This is a genomic window from Maricaulis sp. (assembly GCF_017643475.1).
Taxonomy (GTDB): Bacteria; Pseudomonadota; Alphaproteobacteria; order Caulobacterales; family Maricaulaceae; genus Maricaulis.
The window spans coordinates 464148-479029 of record NZ_JAEPNI010000002.1 but is presented as its reverse complement, the minus strand read 5'-3'; the positions used below and the strand labels follow the sequence as shown (position 1 = coordinate 479029).

Annotated in this window: 13 protein-coding genes; 12 read left to right on the top strand and 1 reads right to left on the bottom strand. The window is 60.3% G+C overall.

What is annotated here, in order from left to right:
• Window positions 1-34 precede the first annotated feature (34 nt).
• Genes JJ889_RS09605 through JJ889_RS09585 form a run of 5 tightly spaced genes read left to right on the top strand, consistent with a single transcriptional unit; the run spans window position 35 to window position 2827 of the window.
• Window positions 35-784 (top strand): ComF family protein, encoded by a 750-nt coding sequence (locus JJ889_RS09605; protein ID WP_291894336.1) that lies wholly within the window; start codon window positions 35-37, stop codon window positions 782-784.
• 18 nt (window positions 785-802) lie between these two features.
• Window positions 803-1066, top strand: a complete 264-nt coding sequence (grxC, locus tag JJ889_RS09600; protein WP_291894334.1) for a glutaredoxin 3 — start codon at window positions 803-805, stop codon at window positions 1064-1066.
• Window positions 1067-1069: 3 nt separating this feature from the next.
• Window positions 1070-1912 carry a carbon-nitrogen hydrolase family protein gene (locus JJ889_RS09595; RefSeq protein ID WP_291894332.1) on the top strand — a complete coding sequence of 281 codons (843 nt, stop codon included), beginning with the start codon at window positions 1070-1072 and terminating at the stop codon, window positions 1910-1912.
• Window positions 1909-2331 (top strand): DUF1178 family protein, encoded by a 423-nt coding sequence (locus JJ889_RS09590; protein WP_291894330.1) that lies wholly within the window; start codon window positions 1909-1911, stop codon window positions 2329-2331. The genes JJ889_RS09595 and JJ889_RS09590 overlap by 4 nt, the downstream gene beginning before the upstream one ends.
• Window positions 2332-2335: 4 nt before the next feature.
• Complete coding sequence (locus tag JJ889_RS09585) at window positions 2336-2827, top strand: CYTH domain-containing protein (protein ID WP_291894328.1); 492 nt, start codon at window positions 2336-2338, stop codon at window positions 2825-2827.
• Here the strand turns inward: JJ889_RS09585 and ubiG are convergent.
• Window positions 2824-3582 (bottom strand): bifunctional 2-polyprenyl-6-hydroxyphenol methylase/3-demethylubiquinol 3-O-methyltransferase UbiG, encoded by a 759-nt coding sequence (gene ubiG, locus JJ889_RS09580; protein ID WP_291894325.1) that lies wholly within the window; start codon window positions 3580-3582, stop codon window positions 2824-2826. The two genes, JJ889_RS09585 and ubiG, sit on opposite strands and share 4 nt — an antisense overlap.
• A 208-nt stretch (window positions 3583-3790) precedes the next feature.
• Between ubiG and JJ889_RS09575 the strand changes: the two genes are divergently transcribed.
• The 7 genes from JJ889_RS09575 (at window position 3791) to JJ889_RS09545 (ending at window position 14861) form a co-directional block, all read left to right on the top strand.
• On the top strand, window positions 3791-5014 hold the full coding sequence (locus JJ889_RS09575) for an aspartate kinase (RefSeq protein WP_291894322.1): 1224 nt from the start codon (window positions 3791-3793) through the stop codon (window positions 5012-5014).
• Window positions 5015-5064: 50 nt separating this feature from the next.
• Window positions 5065-7308 (top strand): phosphoenolpyruvate--protein phosphotransferase, encoded by a 2244-nt coding sequence (gene ptsP, locus JJ889_RS09570; protein ID WP_291894319.1) that lies wholly within the window; start codon window positions 5065-5067, stop codon window positions 7306-7308.
• A 98-nt stretch (window positions 7309-7406) separates the two neighbouring features.
• Window positions 7407-8237 carry a helix-turn-helix domain-containing protein gene (locus JJ889_RS09565; protein ID WP_291894316.1) on the top strand — a complete coding sequence of 277 codons (831 nt, stop codon included), beginning with the start codon at window positions 7407-7409 and terminating at the stop codon, window positions 8235-8237.
• A gap of 73 nt (window positions 8238-8310) precedes the next feature.
• Window positions 8311-9444 (top strand): flavodoxin-dependent (E)-4-hydroxy-3-methylbut-2-enyl-diphosphate synthase, encoded by a 1134-nt coding sequence (ispG, locus tag JJ889_RS09560; RefSeq protein WP_291894313.1) that lies wholly within the window; start codon window positions 8311-8313, stop codon window positions 9442-9444.
• Entirely contained in the window at window positions 9441-10172 is a 732-nt protein-coding gene (locus tag JJ889_RS09555) for a hypothetical protein (RefSeq protein WP_291894309.1), read from the top strand. The genes ispG and JJ889_RS09555 overlap by 4 nt, the downstream gene beginning before the upstream one ends.
• 166 nt (window positions 10173-10338) lie before the next feature.
• Entirely contained in the window at window positions 10339-11226 is an 888-nt protein-coding gene (locus JJ889_RS09550) for an ABC transporter ATP-binding protein (protein ID WP_291894306.1), read from the top strand.
• 29 nt (window positions 11227-11255) lie between these two features.
• A complete protein-coding gene (locus JJ889_RS09545) occupies window positions 11256-14861 on the top strand; it encodes a M1 family aminopeptidase (RefSeq protein ID WP_291894303.1) in 3606 nt (1201 codons plus the stop codon).
• The last annotated feature ends 21 nt before the right edge of the window (window positions 14862-14882 follow it).

Sequence of the window (14882 nt, the reverse complement as noted above, 5' to 3'; positions counted from 1 at the left end):
CTGTGCATATACCCTCTTTGCCGGCGATATGAAGATGTCGGCGCCGTGGCGTGCAGTATTGAGTGAAGCCCAGAATCTGATCTGGCCACCGCTATGCCCCGTGTCTCACCAGCCGGTGCGGGCACATGGCGAGCTGGCGGCAGAGGCCTGGTCCCGCCTGCGATTTGTCGCCGACCCGCTGTGCAGGACCTGCGGGCTGCCTTTTGACTACCCGTTTGGCGGAGCCGATGTCACGGGTAGGTTTTGTGCCAGCTGCATCGCCAGACCACCATATTATGACCGGGCCCGTGCGCCACTGGTTTATGACGAGGTGTCGCGGGATCTTGTTCTGCCGCTCAAACATGCTGACCGGCGCGAGAGTGTGGAGCGTTTCGCGCGCTGGATGTGGATGAGTATCGGCCGACAGGTCCAGGATGGGGCCTTGATTTTGCCCGTGCCGCTGCACTGGAAACGCCTGATGAAGCGTCGTTACAACCAGGCGGGACTTCTGGCCCGGGCGATGGCGCGGCAGGCGGGGTTGGGTTTCGAGCCGGATCTTCTCCTGCGCCGGAAGGCGACGCCCAGCCAGGCGGGTCAGGGCGCCCGCTCGCGCAAGCGCAATGTGTCAGGCGCGTTTGAACTGACCGGTAAGCTTGAGGGCCAGGATATCCTGCTGGTCGATGATGTGCTCACCACTGGGGCAACGGTGAATGCCTGCGCCAGTCTGCTCAAGCGATCTGGATCAGGGCGTGTGGACGTCGTGACACTTTGCCGAGTTGTAAGAGAAACAGATCTGACTATTTAGGGAGCAAAGGAGAATTCTATGTCCCAAGTCACGATCTATACGCGCTCGATGTGCGGTTACTGCGCCCGCGCTGTCGCGCTGTTGAAAGAGAAGAAGGCTGATTTCACCGAGATCGACGCCGGCATGAATGCCGCGGCGCGCCGGGAAATGTTCGAGAAGTCCAATGGCAGCCGTACCTTCCCGCAGATCTTTGTCGGCGATACTCACATTGGTGGATGCGACGACATGATGGCGCTGGAACGTGCCGGCAAGCTCGACGCCATGCTCGCTGCGGATCTCTGATCCATGCGCTGCGCCCTTATCCAGATGCGTTCGGGTATCGACCCGCAGGCCAATATCGAGACGGCCTGCGAGATGATCCGTCGGGCTGCCGCGGAGGGCGCGGAGTTTATCGCGACGCCGGAGACAACTCATCTGGTGCAGAAGGATGCCGATCAGGCCTTTGCCGTCATGAAGCCCGAGGCAGATGAGCCTGCCATCCCGGCTTTCTCGGCGCTGGCGAAAGAGCTGGGTATCACGCTGTTGATCGGTTCGCTGGCCATATGGCTGGGCGAGCGCAAGGCCGCCAATCGCTCTTTCCTGTTTGGGCCCGAGGGCGAGGTCCTGGCGCGATATGACAAGGCGCACATGTTCGATGTCGGCCTGGGCCAGGGCGAGACTTATCGCGAGAGCGCAAACTATCAGGCCGGTGAGACGCTCAGCGTGACCGATCTGGGCGAGGCCCGGCTGGGGCTGTCCATCTGTTATGATGTGCGCTTTGCCTATCTTTACCGGGCGCTGGCAAAGGCGGGGGCGGAGATCATCTCCGTGCCGGCGGCCTTTACCCGTCCGACCGGGCGGGCGCACTGGGAGGTCCTGTTGCGCGCCCGGGCGATAGAGACCGGCAGCTATGTCATCGCACCCGCCCAGGGCGGGCTGCACGAGGATGGGCGCAAGACCTGGGGGCATTCGATGATCGTTGGCCCGTGGGGCGAGATCGTCGCCCAGCTGGAGCATGCGGAACCTGGTATCTTGCACGCCGATCTGGATCTGCGAAAAGTGGCCGAGGCACGCCGGCGGATCCCTGCGCTGGAGCATGATCGCGAGTTAACGCTCCAGGCAGCGTTTCGCGAGAGATTGATACGATGATCAAATACGCCCTGCTTTGCGACCAGGACCATGAATTCGAAGCCTGGTTCTCCAATTCGGCATCCTATGACGACCAGGTCGCTCGCAATCTGGTTGAATGCCCGCATTGCGGCTCGCTGGAAGTGCGCAAGGCGCTGATGGCGCCTGCGGTGCGGACCTCGCGCAAGCGCGAAGCCTCGCCGGAGGAGCAGGTCAAGCAGATGGCCTCGAAAGTTCGCGCGCATATCCGGGACAATTACGACTATGTCGGCGATGAATTCGCCTCCGAAGCCCGGGCCATGCATGAGGGCGAGAAGCCGGAACGGCTGATCTATGGGGAGACCTCCGCCGAGGAGAGCAAGTCCCTCAAGGATGACGGGGTTCCGGTAGCGCCCCTGCCGGATGCATTTGCCCCGACACCGCCCAAGAAAGCGAACTGAGCGCATGGGCGCGAATGTCGAGATCGAGCGGAAATTCCGTGTCCTGCCGGAGCGATTGCCGCCGCTGTCGGGTTTGCAGGCGAAGCGGCTCAGCCAGTTCTATCTGGGTGAGGGGTTTGATCCGGCCTTGCGTGTGCGCATCGTCGACGAGACACAGGCCTGGCTGACTATCAAGGGCTGGTCCACCGGTCTTGCTGCGCCGGAGTTCGAATACGAGATCCCGCTCGCCGATGCCCGCGAAATGGCACAGGTGCTCAGGGCGAGCGTGGTGGTGGAGAAGACGCGCTACCTGCTGCCGCAGGGCAGTTTGGTCTGGGAGCTGGATGTCTTCGCCGGCGCCAATGCGGGACTGGTGATGGCCGAGATCGAGCTGGACAAAGAAGACCAGGTCGTTGATCTGCCCGACTGGTGCGGCGCCGAGGTCAGCACCGATCCGCGTTTCAAGAATATCAATCTGGCGCTGAACCCTTATCGGGACTGGCGCGACCAGGCCTAGTCCGGCTTGCGTGCGACCATCATGTAATTCACCGAGACGTCGCTGCCGATCGAGAACTGGTCATTGAGCGGGTTATAGGTCACGCCAACCGGTGGTTCGGTTTCCATGCCGCCCTGGGACAGGGCTGTGCGGATTTCCGAGGGGCGTACAAGCTTGCCGAAACGATGCGTGCCGCGCGGCAGCCATCCCATGATCCATTCCGCCCCGACAATGGCCAGTGCAAAGGCCTTGGGCGTGCGGTTGATGGTGGCACAGATCATCAGACCACCCGGTTTGACCAGGTGCGCGCAATCAATCAGGAAAGTGTGCGGATTGGCGACATGTTCCATCACTTCCAGATTGAGCACGACATCGAATTGTTCGCCGGCCTCGAGCAATTGCTCGGCGACACCGTGGCGATAGTCGATCTCCAGCCCGACTTCCTGTGCATGCACGCTGGCAGTCTTGATATTGGCTTCCGAGGCATCGACCGACACCATCTCAGCGCCGAGGCGAGCCATGGGTTCGGAAACCAGTCCGCCGCCACAGCCAATGTCCAGCACGCGTAGTCCTGCAAAGGGTTTGTCGCCGGAGCGGTTGAAGTGCAGGCTGACGGTGTCGCGGATGAAGTCCAGGCGGACCGGGTTGAACTTGTGCAGGGGTTTGAACTTGCTGTCCGGATCCCACCATTCCGCGGCAATGCGCGAGAATTTCTCGACCTCTTCCGGGTCGATCGAGGGGCGGTTGAGAGTGTCCGGTGCGGCTTGGCTGCCCATGGCTTGTCCTTTGATATTCCCACGGTTCTGGACGGTCACGAGTCGTCGTCCCTTGCGTTGTGACATTGCATAGCGGCTGTCAGCGCATTAGGACAGGCGACGGATTGGCGCGTCGCGCCTTAATATGGCCGCAGGCCGGGGTGTAATCGAGGCCCGCGCGCAATTATATGCAGCCATAGAGCAGTCGGGGCAGCGAGGGACGGCCTGAATGACACGTGTTGTCGCCAAGTTTGGCGGAACTTCTGTGGGCTCTATCGAGAGAATTCGGCACTCCGCCCGCCTGATCCAACACGCTGTCGAGCAAGGCGAAACGCCGATCGTCGTTGTTTCCGCCATGTCCGGTGAAACCGACCGCCTGCTGGGCCTGTCCAGCGAACTGGGTGGTGGATTGGGCGATCGTGAAACCGATGTCGCCCTGGCCGCTGGCGAACAGGTCTCTGCCTCGCTTATGGCCTTGGCTCTGCGTGAACTGGGACTGAAATCGCGCTCCATCATGGGCTGGCAGGCGCCGGTCGTGACGACGGGCCCCTGTGGCGCTGCCTCCATCGCCGACATGGATGTGCAGATTTTCGAGGACGCGCTGGCGGCAGGCGAAGTGCCTGTGCTGGCCGGATATCAGGGCATTACGCGTGAGGCCGAATTGCGGACGCTGGGGCGAGGTGGAACCGATCTGTCCGCAGCGGCGCTGGCCGCAGCGCTGAAAGCACGTTGTGACATCTATACCGATGTGGATGGTGTCTACACGACCGATCCGCGTGTCGAGCCGCAGGCGACGCGCCTGGACGCCGTCAGTCATGACGAAATGCTGGAGCTCGCCAGCCAGGGCGCGAAAGTCCTGCAGCCGCGATCTGTCGAGTATGCCAAGGCCCAGGGCGTCGAGATGAAAGTCGTCTCCAGCTTTGCCGCGCCGGGAGAAAGTCGGGGGACCCATGTTGTGCCTGAGCGAGCGCTGGGCGAGCGCCGACTGGTCAGTGGTGTGGCCTATGCCCGTGACCAGGCGCGTATTGCGCTGTTGGGCGCGACGGAGCCGAGCCGTCTTGCGGAAACCGTGTTCGAGGCGCTCGCGAATGCAGGCATTGGCGTGGACATGATCGTCCAGGCGCATGGCCGCGATGACGGCCGCCATAATCTGGAGTTTTCGGTTTCCCAGCGTGATCTCAGGGGCGCGCTGGCGGCGGTTGAAGAGGCCGCGGACGGATCCGTGCTTTCGCATGAGACCGGTCTGGCAAAGGTTTCCGTTGTCGGTGCAGGCCTGCGCCAGCGCGCCGACATCGCCCGTTCCCTCTTTGGAGTTCTCGGCCAGGCAGGAATCGCCGTAAAGGTCCTTGCAACTTCGGAGATCAAGATTTCTGCACTGATCGAGAATGATGCTGTGGAGCAGGCTGTGCGGGCCTTGCATGCAGCTTACGGACTGGACCATATCAACGCATGACCGAAACGACCCAACCGGCCGTCAGGGATCCCCGCAGGCTGCTGACGCGCATGCGCGAGCTTATGGCCGTGCAGGAAAATGCGCAGGAGCGACTGGACCACCTCACCGACATGATTTCGGAGGAGGCGGGCTGGGATGTGTGCTCGATCTACCTGTCGCGAAAATCCAGCTCGCTTGAGCTGTGCGCGACGCACGGTCTGAAAACCGAGTCCGTTCACAAGGTTCGTCTCAAGCCGGGCGAGGGCCTTGTCGGCCTGGTCGCCCGCAATGCCCGTCCGTTGACGACATCAAGCGCCAGCCAGCATCCGGCCTTCTCCTACAAGCCGGAAACCGGTGAGGAACCCTTCGACACCTTTGTCGGTGTTCCAATTCTGCGCGGTGGTCGCCTGGTGGGGGTCCTGACGGCCCAGGCGGCGGCCAAGCGGGAGATTTCCGAGGAGGAAGTCGAGACGCTGCAGACCGTCGCCATGGTCCTGGCCGAGATCGTCGCCAGTGGCGATATCGCCGAAGCCGAGGAAATGGCGGAACTGGATGTTCGCCAGTCCAAGCCGGAGCGTTTCCAGGGCGGGGCCTTCGCCAGCGGTCTGGCCAAGGGCGTTGCTGTCCTGTTCGAGCCGCATGTCGGCACGGACCATCTGATCGCCGACGACATGGAGCGCGAGGAGCTACGGCTCGAACTGGCGCTGACCGCCTTGCGGGCCGCCGTGGACGAGATGCTCGAGGGTGGCCGCGGTGCCTTTGGTGGCCCAACCCGCGAAGTCCTGCAGGCGTATCGCATGTTTGCCCAGGACCGGGGCTGGCTGGAACGTCTGCGCGAGGCCGTCCGTCTTGGTCTGACTGCCGAGGCTGCGGTCGAGCGGGTGCGAAACGAGAACCGTGCCCGCCTGATGAAATCGCCGGATCCGTATTTCCGCGATCGCCTGCATGATCTGGAAGACCTGGCCAACCGCCTGCTGCGGCACCTGGACGAGGCCTATACGGGCGCCAGCATCAAACTGCCGGACAATGCGATCATCGTGGCCCGCAATCTGGGCCCCGCGGAAGTGCTCGATTTCGATCGTGACAAGCTCAAGGGCATAGCCTTGGAGGAGGGGTCTGCCTCCTCGCACGCCGCCATCGTCGCCAAGGCGCTCGGCATCCCGCTGGTCGGCAATCTGGAGGGCGCGCTCGACCGCGCCGAGGATGGCGACCCGCTGATCCTGGATGGCGAGTTTGGCCTGCTGCACATTCGACCCACCGATGATGTTGTCGCGACCTATGACGAACGCATCGAGGCTCGTTCGGCCCGTCAGGAACGTTACGCCCAGCTGCGCGGTCCGGCCCGGACCCGGGATGGACGTGAGGTCACGGTTCAGATGAATGCCGGCCTGCTGATCGAAATGACACAGCTGGAAGAACTGGGCGCCGATGGTGTGGGGCTGTTCCGCACCGAATTCCAGTTCATGGTCTCCGATACCCTGCCGCGCCTGGACGAGCAGGCCACAGTCTATCGATCTGTTCTGGAAGCTGCCGGGGACAAGCCGGTGGTGTTCCGCACGCTGGATCTGGGCGGCGACAAGGTAGCGCCTTTTGCGCCATCAGCTGTTGAACCGAATCCGGCGCTGGGCTGGCGGGCCATCCGCATGGGGCTCGATCGGCCCGGCCTGCTGCGTTACCAGCTGCGGGCGCTGATCGGGGCTGCGGCCGGCCGGTCGCTGAGAGTCATGTTCCCGATGATCGCCGCGCCGTGGGAAATGCGCGCGGCGCGCGACATGCTCGATCGCGAACTGCGTCAGGCGGAAAAGCGGGGACACGAACTGCCCAGCGAAGTCCAGGTCGGCATGATGCTGGAAACTCCCGCCATCGCCTGGGCCATGGAACAAGTCGTTGACATCATCGATTTCGTGTCCGTCGGCGCCAATGATCTGATGCAGTACTTCTTCGCGGCGGACCGGGACAATGCCCGTGTCTCGGATCGGTACGATGTGTTGAGCCCGCCCGCCCTGGGACTGTTCCAGCAGATCAGCCAGACCTGTCAGAAATACGAGATTCCGGTCTCTGTTTGCGGTGAAACCGCCTCCCGTCCGCTCGAAGCTGCGGTGCTGATTGCTCTTGGTTTCCAAAGCCTTTCCATGTCCGCCTCAAATATCGGTCCGGTCAAAAGCATGATTTCGCAAATGGATGCGAACAAGCTTGGCACCTGGATTGCTGATCACATGAATGAACCGGTCAATAGCTTGCGTTCGATGATGCTCGAAGCAGGTGAAGAGGCCGGGCTGCCAGGTGCGGCAGTTGATAATGTGGTTAAGATTTGATCTAATCGAGGTGCGCGAGCTGAGGGGGCTATTCAGATTGCGCATTTGGGTGAGGTCGCTCTTGAAATGAGCGATGGGTGGTAATGTCGAGTCAAGCTATGAGCACGGGCTTTGTCCCAGTTGATGCTGTGTTTGCAGATGAAGGCGTAGATATTCTCCAGCTTTCTGCAGGTGAACGCCTGCGTGAGGCGCGTGAAAAAGCCGGGCTGAGCCTGGATGAGGCCGCCACCCAGACCCGTATCCGCAAGGATTATCTTGAAGCGATTGAAACCATGGATCCGCGCGGCCTTCCGGCGCGTGCCTATGCTATTGGTTATCTGCGGACCTATGCCGGTTTCCTGTCCCTGGACAGCATCGCCATCGTTGACCAGTTCAAACGTGAAGTGGATACCGAAACAGGTCGTGCCCAGCCGACAGCTGCGGCCCAGACCCGTCGCGAAATCAAGCTGCCACGCGGTGTTTTTGGCGCTGCCATGATCCTGGCCAGCGTTGCGGCTGTTGCCTTCTGGTATGCCGAGCAGGCAGGCAATGACACCGGCCTGACCAATATGCCATCGCCGCCGGACGCTGCTCCGGCCTGGGCGCGCGAGGATTTCGCCGCCAATCGCCAGCCGGTGACGGTCGCCGATATCTGGTCGGACCTGCCGCTGGGAACGGCCACCGTACCACAGGACGTGATCATGCGGGCCACAGCGCCGACCTGGTTTGAAGTGCGCGACGCCTCTGGCCGTGTGCTTTTTGCGCGTGAGCTGGCGGCAGGTGAAGCCTATCGGGCCCAGGAAGACGGTCTGACCGTTTCCGCCCGCAATGCCGGTGCCATCCAGCTGGAGGTAGACGGCGAGCTTGTCGGTTCGCTGGGCGAGGAAGGCCTATCCGTAGAGAACCAGCCGGTTCTGGCCCAGGCGGAAACTGCACAAGGTGAGCGCTAAGCGAGTTCATCCTCTCGAAAGCGCCACATGAAGCCGCTATATCGGGTCTGAAACCTGATTGGAGCGTTTTCGCATGTCCGACCTCAGCAAAGATCCGCGCAGCGTTCGTCCGTGGCGCATGATCGAGCGTCGCAAGAGCCGCAAGATCAAGGTCGGTGATCTGCAGGTCGGCGGTGATGCGCCGATTACCGTCCAGACCATGACCAATACCGTGACTGCCGATGCCGGCGCGACGATCGACCAGATCCGTCGTTGTGAAGAGGCCGGCGTCGATATGGTGCGTGTGTCCTGTCCGGACGAGGCGTCGACTGCCGCGTTCCGGGAAATCGCCCGCGCAGCGACCGTGCCGCTGATTGCCGATATCCATTTTCACTACAAGCGCGGTATCGAGGCGGCAGAGGCGGGCGCAGCCTGCCTGCGCATCAATCCGGGCAATATCGGTTCGATGGACCGGGTAAGGGATGTCGTCCAGGCCGCGCGCGATCATGGCTGTGCCATCCGCATCGGTGTGAATGCCGGTTCGCTGGAAAAACACCTGCTGGAAAAATACGGCGAGCCCTGTCCCGAGGCGATGGTGGAAAGCGCGCTGGACCACGCCCGCATCCTCGAGGATCTCGATTTCCGCGATTACAAGATCTCGGTGAAGGCGTCCGACGCCTTCCTGACCGTGGCCGCTTATCAGGCTTTGTCGGAAGCGACTGATGCGCCGCTGCATCTTGGTGTCACCGAGGCCGGCGGGCAGCGCATCGGCACGGTGAAATCCTCCATCGGTATCGGCTCCCTCCTATGGGCGGGCATCGGTGACACCATCCGTGTGTCCCTGTCGGCCGAGCCGGAGGAAGAGGTCCGTGTCGGTTTTGATATCCTCAAATCGCTGGGCCTGCGCACGCGAGGCGTCAATATCATCGCCTGTCCGTCCTGCGCGCGTCAGGGGTTTGACGTGATCCGCACGGTGCAGACGCTGGAAGAGCGTCTGGCGCACATTTCCGAACCCATTTCGCTGTCCATCATCGGCTGTGTCGTCAATGGTCCGGGTGAAGCGCTGATGACCGATCTTGGATTTACCGGCGGTGGTGCTGGCCGTGGCAAGATGTATGTCTCCGGCCGACCCGACCACAATGTCTCCAACGAGGAGATGGTCGAACATATCGTTGAAATGGTTGAGAAACGCGCTGAGGAAATGCGTGCTGAAACCGAGAACGTTTGACGCGATTTTCGCGATTTTCGCTTGCAGACGGGCGCACCAATCGTCACGGTAAAGTGATGCTTCGGGCTCAAGACAGATCAATCAGGATACCACGCGAATACTGGCTTTTGCAGAGTCGAGAGTATGCATTTGTGGTCATGGTTGCTGGCCTGTCCGTTATGCTGGTTGTGGTTTTGAATCTTGTCCTGAACGAACTCAGCCTTCCGGATTGGCCATTCAAGGTCATAGCGCTGCTGCCGATTTTTGTCGCAGCCGTCGTTGCAGCCCGGTTCACAGTTCAGCTTGGGTGGAAAGCCTTTGCTCCAACAACTGTGGAACGCGTCCGCTTTCGGCTGGCAAGGCAGCTTCCACGGTCATATTTCCGGGCCAAGCGATTGAGCGGCGCCGGGGTGCGAAAATACAATCCGCTGTACTTTTTCGACGGGCGGTCCCGCTGGCTCGTCCTCACCCATAGTGCCTTATTGGGCGGCTTGGTGGCTTTCGCTCCGTCATTGTTGGCTTCTGTCGGTTTCCCAGGGTTTTCGCCGGATGCTGTGCAGTCCGAGCTGACGGTCATGGCGGTGATGTTCGCTGGTGCGACAGCGGTGCAATACATCACCAGACGGATTCATTGGCATTGGGTTCGTGAGCAGATGAACAAGTATGCGAAGCGTGAAAACGTGGCCCAAGTTGGAGCGCCCGTCTCCATAAATGCCTTGGCTTGGACTGGCAGATCCAGCAGCTCTTGAACGCGCTGCGACGGAAGTCACAACCTAGCGGGACGCTCCCGCAAACCATCCCCCTTTCGCCAAGACTAAACAAAAGCTCATTTGTCCGGCACGGCTGAGCCAGAATAGGCTTATGCTAGGAGTTACATTGCGAGGGACCGGGCCGACAGGGCCCGTGGGAGCTGTTATGCTGGAACTATCCGGACTTACGAAAACCTATGGCAACAAGGTGCGCGCGCTCGATGGCGTGTCGCTTTCCATCCCCAAGGGGATGTTCGGGCTGCTGGGCCCGAATGGCGCGGGCAAGTCGTCGCTGATGCGCACGATCGCCACGCTGCAATCACCGGATCAGGGCAGCCTGACCTTTGGTGATATCGATATTCTCAAGGACCCGCAGGCCCTGCGCGCCACGCTGGGTTATCTGCCCCAGGATTTCGGCGTCTATCCGCGCATGTCGGCGCGCGCCATGCTGGACCACCTGGCTGTGCTCAAGGGCCTGTCGAACGCCAAGGAGCGCAAGACTGTGGTGGAGACACTGCTCGAACAGACCAATCTGTCCCAGCACGCCAACAAGGCCGTTGCCAGTTATTCCGGCGGCATGCGCCAGCGTTTCGGCATCGCCCAGGCCTTGCTGGGTGACCCGCAGCTGATCATCGTCGACGAGCCGACTGCCGGCCTCGACCCGGAAGAGCGTAACCGCTTCCACAACCTGCTGTCTGAAATCGGTGAGAATGTCGTGGTTATCCTGTCCACGCACATCGTTGAAGACGTGGCTGACCTGTGTCCGCAAATGGCCATCATGAACCGCGGCCAGATTGTTTCTGCCGGAGCGCCGAATGACCTCATTGCAGATCTGAACGGCAAGGTCTGGGCAAAGACAATCGAGAAATCCGAGTTGGCGGGCCTGCGTGGCAAGTACCAGATCATCTCCGAGCGTCTGACGGTCGGTAAGGTGCGTATCCACGTATTGGCGGACAGCGACCCGGGTGATGGCTTTGAATCCATCCAGCCGGATCTGGAAGACGTCTATTTCGCCACCATCCGTGGTGGTCAATCCGAAGCGGCTGCGGCCTGATTTCAAACCCTGTCTGAAAGGAGCACGTCATGCTCTCCAAGATCGCCGGGTTTGAGGTTCGCTATCAGCTCTTCTCTCCCGTATTCATTGCCGTCTTCGCCATCTTCTTCCTGCTGGTGTTTGGCGGTGTCACCATTGACAACATCCAGGTGGGCGGCGGCGGTGCGACGAATATCAATTCGCCCAACGCCCTGACCATCAACATCATGATTTTCTCCCTCTTCGGGGGGCTGATCCCGGCGGCGTTTCTGTCGTCCGGCGTAATTCGTGACCGAAGTTTCAAGTCGGAAGAGCTCTTCTTCTCCCGTCCGGTGAAGGAGTTCGACTTTGTCTTGGGACGGTTCACAGGCGGTTTCATCGCGACGGCATTGTGTTTCGCATCCGTACCGCTCGCCTTCCTGATCGGTTCCATGATGCCCTGGCTGGACCAGGAGCTGATCGGACCGACCAATCTGGGCTGGTATCTCTACGTCTATGCCTCCATCGGCCTGGTCAATATGTGGGTCGTGGGCACGGTCTTGTTCGCCGTCGCCAATTTCACCCGCTCCCAGATCTTCGTCTGGGTCGCCTTCCTCGGCCTGTTGGTGCTCTATTTTGTCGGCAGCGCAATCGCCGGCCAGGAGCCGGAATTGCGTGACGAGTTCGCGCTGATCGATCCGTTTGCCTTCAACACATTCGGCGAAGTGACACGCTATTGGACCGCATTCGAGGCCAATACCCAGGTCATTCCGTTCGAGGGGCTGTTCCTGATGAACCGCCTGATCTGGATCGGTATCGGTCTGGCCTTGTTGCTGCTCAGCGTGTTCACTTTCCGCTTCCGCAAGGGCGGTTCGGCGAGCGCGTCCAAGAAGAGCAAGGCGCAGGCGGCTGTTGGACCGAAGAGCGCGATCTCTGATCTTGAACTGCCGCGCATGCAGCCGGTCCTGAACGGGACGACAACGCGTCAGCAGTTCGTCGCGCGCCTCGGATTCGAGGTGAAAGGTGTTGTCCTGAACGTCGCCTTCTGGGTGATCCTGGCGTTCGGTTTGTTCAATACCGTGCCCGGATTTTTCTTCGCCAATGGCATTTACGGCACAGATAATTATCCGGTCACTCGGGTCATGATGAACACCATCAATGGTGCTTATTCGATCATCCCGATCATCATCGTGATCTATTACGCGGCTGAACTGATGTGGCGCGAACGTCGTTTCCGTTTCAACGAAATCACGGATGCGACGCCGACACCGAGCTGGGTATTTATCACCTCGAAATTCCTGGCGATGATGGTCGTCATCCTTTCGCTAGCCGTAGTGGCCGTTGTTGCTGCGGCACTGTCTCAGCTGGCGATGGGTTATACGGCCATCGAGATGGATCAGTACTTCATCCGGTCGGTGATGGAGATCATTGTGCCGGCGGCCTTGCTGTCCGCGCTGGCGATTTTCCTGCAGGTTCTGCTGAATAATCGCTGGCTGGGCATGGCGGCCATGCTGGTCTTCTTTGTGGCTTCGTTGATCATGAGCCAGATCGGTTTTGACCATAATCTCTATCAGTATGGCGGTTCACCCGGAGCTCCGTATTCGGATATGAACGGGTATGGCCACTTCCTGGGCATCTCACTCTGGTTCACGCTGTATTGGAGCTTCTGGGCCCTGTTCCTCATGGTACTGGCCTATCAGCTCTGGAGCCGTGGCGCGCTCACCCCGATCGGTACTCGTCTGAAGAACCTGTTTGTCGGCTTTACCCCCGCAACGGCAGGTCTGGCGATGATTTCGCTGATCGGTGCCGGGGTGACCGGTGGTTGGATCTTCTACAACACCAATGTCATCAACCAGTATGTCTCCGGACCGCAGGCGCGCACCATGCGTGCGGAGTATGAGCGGACCTACGACCATCTCGTAGATCTGCCTCAGCCGACGATCACGGCGACATCCTATGAAGTCGAGATTTATCCGGAAGACCGCCGGTATGAAGCGGTGGGTCAGTATGTGATGGAAAACCAGACCGAGGCGCCGCTGGATACGCTCTGGCTGTCCTATGGCGCGGGCACGACTGTGGTCCGTCAAGAGATGGAAGGCGCAACGCCCGACACGACTGACGAAGGCATGTACATCTATTCCTTCACGCTGGAACCGCCGATGCAGCCGGGCGAAGTACGGACGCTGGACTTTGAGGTCCATCGCAACAATCCCGGTTTTCGTAACAGCGGCAATGTGACGACGGTCAACTACAACGGCACCTTCTTTAACAACGGCGAGTCCATGCCGCAGATCGGTGTGAACCAGGGATGGTTCCTGCAGGATCGGCAGCAGCGTCGTCGTGAAGGTCTGGAGCCTCTGCCGCGGGCCTATCCGCTTGAGGACGAGCATCGCTGGTTTGAAAGTGGCTTTGGCCAGTCTGCCCACTTTGTCGATTTCCGCACGGAGGTCTGCACCGTGGCGGGCGAAATCGCGGTGGCACCGGGTTATCTTGAGCGGGAATGGTCCGAACAGGACGCATCCGGTCGTGACCGTGCCTGTTACGAGTACATCATGGATCGCCCGATCCTGAACTTCTACTCGTGGCTGTCTGCCGATTATGAAGTTGCCGAACAGGAGTTCGACGGCATCAATCTGCAGGTCTTCTATCACCAGCCGCATGACTGGAATGTCGAGCGCATGATTGAGGCTTCGGCTGACTCCCTGCGTTACTTCTCCCAGGTGCACAGCCCGTTCCAGTACAGCCAGTTCCGTATTCTGGAATTCCCGTCCTATCAGACCTTTGCCCAATCCTTCCCGAACACGATCCCGTATTCGGAAGGCATTGGTTTCATCGGTGATCTGACGGATCCGGACGCCATTGACTATGTCTACTACGTCACCGCGCACGAAGCGGCGCACCAGTGGTGGGCGCACCAGGTGATGGCAGCCAATGTCCAGGGTGGCACGATGCTGATCGAATCCTTCGCTCAATATTCTGCGCTGATGGTCATGCGCCAGGAGTATGGCGAGGACGCGATGCGTCGCTTCCTCAAATACGAGCTGGACAGCTATCTGGGATCGCGTGGTTCAGAAGCCATCGAGGAGCAGCCGCTCTATCGGGTCGAGAACCAGCAATACATCCACTATCGCAAGGGCTCTGTGATCATGTACGCCCTGCAGGACTATATCGGTGAAGACACCGTGAACCGGGCCCTGCAGCGTCTGATCGAGGAGCGGGCCTTCTCGTCCGAACCCTATGCCACCACGCTCGATTTCCTGCGTATACTACGCGAGGAAGCCGGTCCGGAGTGGGATAGTGTGATCACCGACTTCTTCGAGCGGATCATCCTGTTTGATCTGCAGGTCACCGACGCGACGGCGACGCAGCGGGAAGATGGCCGCTGGGATGTCGTGATCGATGTCGAGGCCCGCAAGTTCGAGGCTGATGGCGAAGGCCAGCAGACCGAGGAGGCGATCGACTATCTGATCGATATCGGGGTGTTCACCCGTGATCTCGAGGGAGCTATCGAGGGTTCCGACCACGTGCTCTACATGGAGAAGCACCGTGTGAACGAGAACACGATGCGGTTCGAGCTGATCGTTGACGAGGAGCCGCTTTATGTCGGTATCGATCCGTACAACAAGCTGGTCGATCGTAATTCCGACGACAACCTGTCGCGCGTGACGATCGAGTAAAACCGATCAGCGTTTCACGCT

Bases quoted from the DNA above. Each gene is read 5' to 3' on its own strand.
- JJ889_RS09605 (WP_291894336.1), top strand. From the start codon at position 35: ATGTCGGCGCCGTGGCGTGCAGTATTGAGTGAAGCCCAGAATCTGATC.
- JJ889_RS09575 (WP_291894322.1), top strand. From the start codon at position 3,791: ATGACACGTGTTGTCGCCAAGTTTGGCGGAACTTCTGTGGGCTCTATC.
- JJ889_RS09585 (WP_291894328.1), top strand. From the start codon at position 2,336: ATGGGCGCGAATGTCGAGATCGAGCGGAAATTCCGTGTCCTGCCGGAG.
- JJ889_RS09545 (WP_291894303.1), top strand. From the start codon at position 11,256: ATGCTCTCCAAGATCGCCGGGTTTGAGGTTCGCTATCAGCTCTTCTCT.
- JJ889_RS09565 (WP_291894316.1), top strand. From the start codon at position 7,407: ATGAGCACGGGCTTTGTCCCAGTTGATGCTGTGTTTGCAGATGAAGGC.
- JJ889_RS09595 (WP_291894332.1), top strand. From the start codon at position 1,070: ATGCGCTGCGCCCTTATCCAGATGCGTTCGGGTATCGACCCGCAGGCC.
- grxC (WP_291894334.1), top strand. From the start codon at position 803: ATGTCCCAAGTCACGATCTATACGCGCTCGATGTGCGGTTACTGCGCC.
- ubiG (WP_291894325.1), bottom strand. From the start codon at position 3,582: ATGGGCAGCCAAGCCGCACCGGACACTCTCAACCGCCCCTCGATCGAC.
- JJ889_RS09550 (WP_291894306.1), top strand. From the start codon at position 10,339: ATGCTGGAACTATCCGGACTTACGAAAACCTATGGCAACAAGGTGCGC.
- ptsP (WP_291894319.1), top strand. From the start codon at position 5,065: ATGCGCGAGCTTATGGCCGTGCAGGAAAATGCGCAGGAGCGACTGGAC.
- JJ889_RS09590 (WP_291894330.1), top strand. From the start codon at position 1,909: ATGATCAAATACGCCCTGCTTTGCGACCAGGACCATGAATTCGAAGCC.
- ispG (WP_291894313.1), top strand. From the start codon at position 8,311: ATGTCCGACCTCAGCAAAGATCCGCGCAGCGTTCGTCCGTGGCGCATG.